Genomic DNA, 5,300 nt, shown 5'->3' with positions numbered 1-5,300 from the left:
GCCATCCCGCGCATCGGCCAGGAGGTGATCGTCGACTTCTGGGACGGCGACCCGGACCAGCCGGTCATCACCGGCCGCACGTACAGATCGAACCAGCTGCCGCCCTACGAACTTCCGCACCACAAGACCCGCATGACCATCAAAAGCCAGACCCACAAGGGCGAGGGCTACAACGAACTGCGCTTCGAGGATGAGAAGGACCAGGAGGAAATCTTCGTCCACGCGCAGAAGGACCAGAACCTCCACGTCAACCACGACGAAACCACCTTCGTCGGGCATGACCGCAGCGAGCAGGTGCAGCACGACGAGATCATCGCCATCGGACATGACCGCAGGGAAACGGTGGGCAACGACGAGCAGGTGACCATCGGCCAGGATCGGCGCCACGACGTCGGCCAGGACGACTTCCAGACTGTCGGGCGCAATCACACGATCCGCATCGGCAAGGATCGCACTGAGGAGGTGGGTAATAACCGCCGCGACAAGACCACGGCCAACCACTGGGTGGAGATCGGTGGGCACCGCGAAACCACCGTGCAGGGCCACGACAAACTGCAAGCCGGGCAAAGCATCGAGCGCAAGACCGCGCGCTACGAACTACAGGCCGGCCAGGTGGCCCGCCTGCGCGGCCCCGGCGGCACCATCACGCTGGACGACAGCGGCATCACCGTGGACGGCATAGCGATCCATCTCAAGGGACCGTTGAACCAACAGGCCGGAGGCGGGGGCAACACCACCGCCGTTGACGGCACGCCCGCCGCCGGCGAGCCCATTTGTATCAGTTGCTGGCTCAAAGCTGCCGTCCAGCGCAAAGCCCTGATGAAGGTGGACGCATGATCGCCCACCAGCTCTTGCAGGCATTCAGCGAAGACCTGCACTATAACGCCGCCGCACGGCCGTGTTACTTGATGGCCTTGATCGACATGGCGATGTTGACCCCAGCGCAACGCGAACAAGTGACCGCGCGTTTCGAGGGATTGCTGCACCCTCTGCTGCTCGACCCGGACTATGCCACGCTGCAACCCTTGGGCGCGATGCTGGCTGGCACGGGCGAAAGCAGCCCGGCCGGCTTCGACACCCTCATCGCCAAGGCCAGCGGCTACGGCACCGACGTGATCCAGGCCTGGGTGACCAGCCTGTGGCCTCCCGATATGCTGGCCGGCCACCTCAGCCACGCCACTTTCGCGCAAGGCGGCGAAGGCGAACGCTACCTGCTGCGCTATTACGATCCCCTGGTCCTGCCGGTCCTGCACCGCGCGGCCAGCCCGGCCTGGGTGGGCTGGTTCTTCGCTCCCTTCCTGTCCTGGTGGTTTGCCGGCGCCACGCCGGAACACCCGCGCTGGAGCCGCATCCCCGGCGGCGCGCGCCTGCCGCAGCCGTCGCCGCCGGCGCTGACATTGACCGATGCCCTGTGGGAAGCCCTGGTTTCCGATCCGTTGCCGCATCAGTTGCTGCACACCCTGGAACAGGAAGCTCCGGCCGTCTTTGCCAGCGACTGCCGTGGCGTGCGCCTGACGCAGATAGAAGCCCAGCTCGACGCCGCCCGCCAGCATGGACTGAGCCGCCACGAAGACCTGACCACCTACGTCCTGGTGGGGTTGTCAATACCTGCTGCACGCCTGGCCGCCGATCGCGACTGGCAGGATGCCGTGAAGCGCGCCGTCGCCGATCAGGTTCCGCTGAGCCAGTCGCTGGCCGCTCTGAAGCACCAGGCAGACCCAAGGAGGCCGCAATCATGACCACGAACTCCCCTGCCACACTCCTGTCCCAGGCACTTCGCGTTGCCCGGCAAACGCGCAGGGACGAAGCGCCCAGTCCTTGTGTCGAGTGCAAGACGGAGGTAGCCATCCTGCCGCTGCGCTATGCCGTCCTCGCCCATGGCGACTTGAAGGCCTTGGACAAACTGGCGCCACAGCTACCATCCAATCTCGGCAAGAACTTCCCCGCATTCGACAAACTCAATGCCCGGTACGCTGTGCGCAGCCTGCGCGAGGGCTATCTCTATGCCTTCGTCAAGCGCCTGGGCAAGGACTGGTCCTGCGAGAGCGCCTGGCATGCCGTGTCCGCCGGCATATTCCATCCGATCTGGCCGTATGCACCTCACCAGCCGATCGCCGACACGCAAGGTATTCAACTGCGGAGCGGTTGGACCATTTGCTTCAAAGCGCCGGAGGATATCGAAGAATTGCGCCTGCTGTTCACGCCTGACCCCCTCACCAAGCGCATGGTGGACGAGGTGCGCGACAAGACCTACCTGCGCAACAAGTTGCAGTCATTCGACATCAAGAGGATTGCGGACACGTGCTCGTTTGCTGACGACGTACTCGACCCGATGATCATCGACGGCACCTTGTCGGACGCCATTGCCCGCACCGACAAGGCGCTCGCGCCGGTGCTCGCCGGCCAGCTTTACTCCAGCCCGGATTACGAATACCACACGCCCTGGGTCGCCTCGGACCTCAAGGAAACCGCTCGCCGCGCGCGCGGTTGTGCGGTGGTACTGCACGATCCCATCGGCATCACCCAGCAGCTCAACGCATGGCGCAACGAGGCGGTGGAACAGCTCAAAGGCTACCTTAGCCTCAAGAACCCCAAAGGCCTCGACAATGAACGCCTGGTCCTGGTGGCCCAGGCGTTCGACGACGTCAGGCAGCTGTTCGAGGACAAGTCGGCCGCCATCGAGGCGCGACACTACATCGACATCGAGCGCGCCAAGATCGAAGACCCCGGCGCCGCCATGACCCGCGGCTGGGTGCTCGACGCGGAGCAGGAGGCCCGCTGGGAACAGGCCGCCGAGCAACACATGAAGAACTACGAGGCGGCCATCCGTGCACGGGTGCAGGCGAAGCTCGACAGCGGTGAATACCGCAATCGATTCGAGACCAGGTACGTCAATCCCCCGGACCCGCAGGCCGCCCTGCAGGTTCAGGCCATGAAAGCCAACCTGGCCGCCTTCGAGCAGCAGTGCAAGACGCTGGAAGCCATGGCCGAAGGCCGCTCCAACGACCACCACAAATGGCTGCAGAGCGAGCAGTTGCTCGCGGCCCTGGATGTCTACGACAACCGGGACCCGTCGAACGGCTGGCACTTTTCCGGCCAGACAGGCTTGTGCGTCCTGGGCGCGGAGGGTTGCAAGGCCACCGCCGACATCATCCAGACATGGTGGGAGGGCAACACCACCGACCGCGCCAATCTTGCCCTGCGAGGCTTCGCGCTGAACCAGAGCGACATCCTCGCGGAGATGGAGCGCACCAGGGAAGCGGCCAAAGCCGCGCCGCTGCCCGTCACCGAGCACGATATCTACGACTACACCGGCAAAGGCCTGGAGCGCGCCAAGACCCTGGGGGACATGTTCGACAAGGCCAACGGGCTGTACGAGGAAATGGAAAAGGCCGGCCATGCCAGGCTCGCCGGCGGCGCACTCGCCTGGTACACCAGCCTGGGGCGTCAGACATTGCGCCACGCGCCCAAGGGCATGGAGTGGTTCGTCCACGGTTTCAGCCGCTCGTTGCTGGCCGCCGGCATCGGCAAGCAAGCCGTCAAACTGCGGCTCAAGGAACTACAGGCGATCGGGCGCAGCGCCGACCCCAAGGTCTTGCGCGCGCACGTGAAGCGCAATGTCAACTTCGCCTTCGCCACCGAACTGGTGGACGCCCGCTCCAGTGAATTCTACAAAGTGCGCGCCAGTGGCTGGCTGCTTGTGTTCGAGGCCGCCCTGCTCGGCCATAAGTGGCTCAAAGGGACCAAGGACGAAAAGGAAAAAGCGGAGTTGGCCGCAGCCGCAATAACAACCTTCGCGGCCGGTCTGGAGGTGTTGGCCTGCGGCACGGAGATCGTGTTGCGCCAATATGCCGCCGCCAGTACGACGGGCGTGGGCGCTACCGTCTTTCTTGGTGGACTCAAGTTGTGGGGTGGCGCGCTGGCTACGACAGCGGGCATCTATCTCGTTAGGTACGACTGGTCCGATGGCGTCGAAGCTGAAAAACAGGGAAATACACTGCTGTGGATGGCTTATCGAATCCGCTTCGCGGTATCAATCGCCATGATAGCGAGTCAAGCCGGCATCGCATTTGCAGCGGCCGGACCGATGTTCAAGTTGCTAGCCGAACGTGCGATAAATACTCGCTGGTTCTCTGGGATTAACTTCCTCGCCAACATAGCGGCCTACCTGGGTAAGGAAGCTGTCGCTCTAATGATGCGAAGAATATTGCTCCGTGGCACCTGGGTGACAATTGTCGTCACTGTGCTTATCGCGATTTTCGATGACGATGCCCTGCAGAAATGGTGCAAGCGGACGATATATCGTGGACCCAAGTTCAATGGGGAAAAGCTGTACAAGGATACGGCACAAGAACTTGCCGGGCTCTACGGCGGACTGCAAGAGGTGCTTTGATGTATTTCGCCGAGTGGATCATGTGGCTGGGCAATATCAAGTCCGATGAGTGGTACAAGAAAAATGTGGAGGACCCTGGTCCAAGCCGACCGGTCGTGGAGCCCGTCTATGAAGAGTCCGTGGCCGAAGACAAAGCGAATCAGGCGGCAAAACGGTTCGCACAGGCCAAGACGCGAGGTCCGGTCTATGCCTGCAACGACATCTATCTGGAAATGCGTTCTGGCGGCATGGAGGATAAGCGCGGTCTGGTAACTCTTGTTTCAGGTGCCGTCATTTATCTGCTGTTTGGCATTTGGATTGATATGGACTTGCCCATCTTCTGGGCCGTTATCATGGGCAACGAAACCGTGTTTGGCAGGGCACTAACTGCCAGCGACATCATCATGGCAATATTCGGAACGCTCCTTTCCGGAGTCCCCCTCTGGTTCTATTTCAAATACGCCTTTCGCTTCACGCGACTGGAAGTGCTGACCTCCCGCCATCTGCTGATCCGCTTCAACCGTGTCACGCAGCAGGTCTATCTGCATCGCCCTCCTAGCTGTGGAGGGATTGTCGTTGTGCCCTGGGAGGGCGTCAGTTCGATGGAAGTCGCCGGCCAGCGCTTGCTTCTCGGCTGGTTCGCCGACGACACGCCGCTGCCCTTTCCCGTCATAGCCTTTGTCGGCAAGCAAAGCAGCGGTGAGGCGGATTTGCAGGCGGAATGGGAATTCATCCGCCGCTACATGGACGAGGGCGGCCTGTCGGCTATCCCAGAACCACGCATCAGCTCGCAACTGCCGCTGCCGTGGCAAGCCTTCATCGCGCAGTTCGAGGCCTTGGGGCCCTTCCTGCGCGAAGGCGGTCCCCTCATCTGGGTCGGCTGCCTGATGATTTCGCCGGCTTTCATCATCCTCGGCTTGTCCCACTG

General features: G+C 62.4%; 4 protein-coding genes. All 4 read left to right on the top strand.

All coding sequences use genetic code 11. The features are described 5' to 3' along the window. Positions 1-837 (top strand): type VI secretion system Vgr family protein (locus AB4Z48_RS40065; protein WP_441624387.1); only part of this gene is annotated, 837 nt, incomplete at its 5' end. Further along, positions 774-1,739 (top strand): DUF4123 domain-containing protein, encoded by a 966-nt coding sequence (locus tag AB4Z48_RS40060; RefSeq protein WP_441624385.1) that lies wholly within the window; start codon positions 774-776, stop codon positions 1,737-1,739. The genes AB4Z48_RS40065 and AB4Z48_RS40060, both read left to right, overlap by 64 nt. Then, entirely contained in the window at positions 1,736-4,393 is a 2,658-nt protein-coding gene (locus tag AB4Z48_RS40055; RefSeq protein ID WP_441624383.1) for a T6SS effector BTH_I2691 family protein, read from the top strand. The genes AB4Z48_RS40060 and AB4Z48_RS40055 overlap by 4 nt, the downstream gene beginning before the upstream one ends. Beyond that, positions 4,393-5,300, top strand: a 908-nt coding sequence (locus AB4Z48_RS40050; protein ID WP_441624381.1) for a hypothetical protein, incomplete at its 3' end; no start/stop codon positions are given. The genes AB4Z48_RS40055 and AB4Z48_RS40050, both read left to right, overlap by 1 nt.

This window comes from Cupriavidus sp. 2TAF22, from assembly GCF_052115045.1.
Lineage (GTDB): Bacteria > Pseudomonadota > Gammaproteobacteria > Burkholderiales > Burkholderiaceae > Cupriavidus.
The sequence above is the reverse complement of the archived record's forward strand: the minus strand, read 5'-3'. Positions and strand labels throughout refer to the sequence as shown.

What these genes read in the sequence shown, in the direction of transcription:
- AB4Z48_RS40055 (WP_441624383.1), top strand. Translation starts at nt 1,736, where the DNA reads ATGACCACGAACTCCCCTGCCACACTCCTGTCCCAGGCACTTCGCGTT.